Origin of the sequence: Streptomyces sp. NRRL F-2664 (genome assembly GCF_000719345.1) — a bacterium.
Taxonomy (GTDB): domain Bacteria; phylum Actinomycetota; class Actinomycetes; order Streptomycetales; family Streptomycetaceae; genus Streptomyces.
In genome coordinates, this window is record NZ_JOFX01000304.1 from 1 (window position 1) to 923 (window position 923).

Annotated in this window: 1 protein-coding gene; it reads right to left on the reverse strand. The window is 61.2% G+C overall.

All coding sequences use genetic code 11. From position 1 onward, the window contains the following. On the reverse strand, positions 1-500 hold a 500-nt coding region (locus IF89_RS44160), incomplete at its 3' end, for an ATP-binding cassette domain-containing protein (protein WP_107047466.1). Positions 501-923 lie beyond the last annotated feature (423 nt).

The following is a 923-nucleotide window of genomic DNA, read 5'->3' on the forward strand; positions in this document are numbered from 1 at the left end:
AGCCCTACGGTGGGTTCGTCGAGGAGTAGCAACTCCGCGTTATGGACGAGTGCTTGTGCGATAGCGATCCGCTGTTGCTGGCCTCCGGATAGCGTCTTAATCTTATCGTTGATCTTGTCGCTGAGCCCGACTCGTTCAATTGCTTCCGGCGCGGCGCGCCAAGCGTCACGTTCCCGCATGCCCTTTAGCCAGCCGATATACGCCACGTGCTCTCTGCATGTCAGTCCGGGCAGGAATCCAGGGCGCTGCGGCAGCCAGGACACCCTGTGCCGGTAGTTCCGCATGTGTTTCCGGTTGGCCGGGTCAAGCCTTCCGTAGCGGACGAGCCCTGCCTGCGGCTGCGAGGCACTAGCGCCGAGAGAGAGCAGAGTGCTCTTGCCAGCGCCGTTGGGTCCGAGGAGCACAGTATGGCCCGGTGAAAACTCCAGGTCGAGCTGGTTAAGGACTGGGCGTGATGTGCGGGGATAACGGAAGGTGCAGGACTGGTAGTGCAAGGGCATCGGTGGTACCTCGGCGCCGGAGCGGGACTCCTCCGGCTACGCCGACATGGGGTGGGCGCAACCGGAGGAGCAGAGTTTTAGTAGACCAGCTGGCGGCGTGGGCGGGCGCGGTAAGGAGGCCGAGTACAGCGGCGGCACCAAGGCCAACAGTGCCTATTCGCCGACCAGACTCACGCAGGGTGATGAGACGTGTAGATCTCACGGGTTTCCCCCCTTGGGAAGTTGAAAAAGACAACCGAGACCGTAAGTAAGGGACGGCGTTTGATCAACGATCAGTGATGTTTAGGCCATGAGTTCGTCACATCAACATGTTGGATGGCTGAGAGTCCTCCAGACCTGCGTCGACGTGCGGTCATTGGGCGTGCCTTGTGGCGAAGTCGGTGACGCCGTCACGATGGGGCATTTGGACCCAGAGGTGGGTAG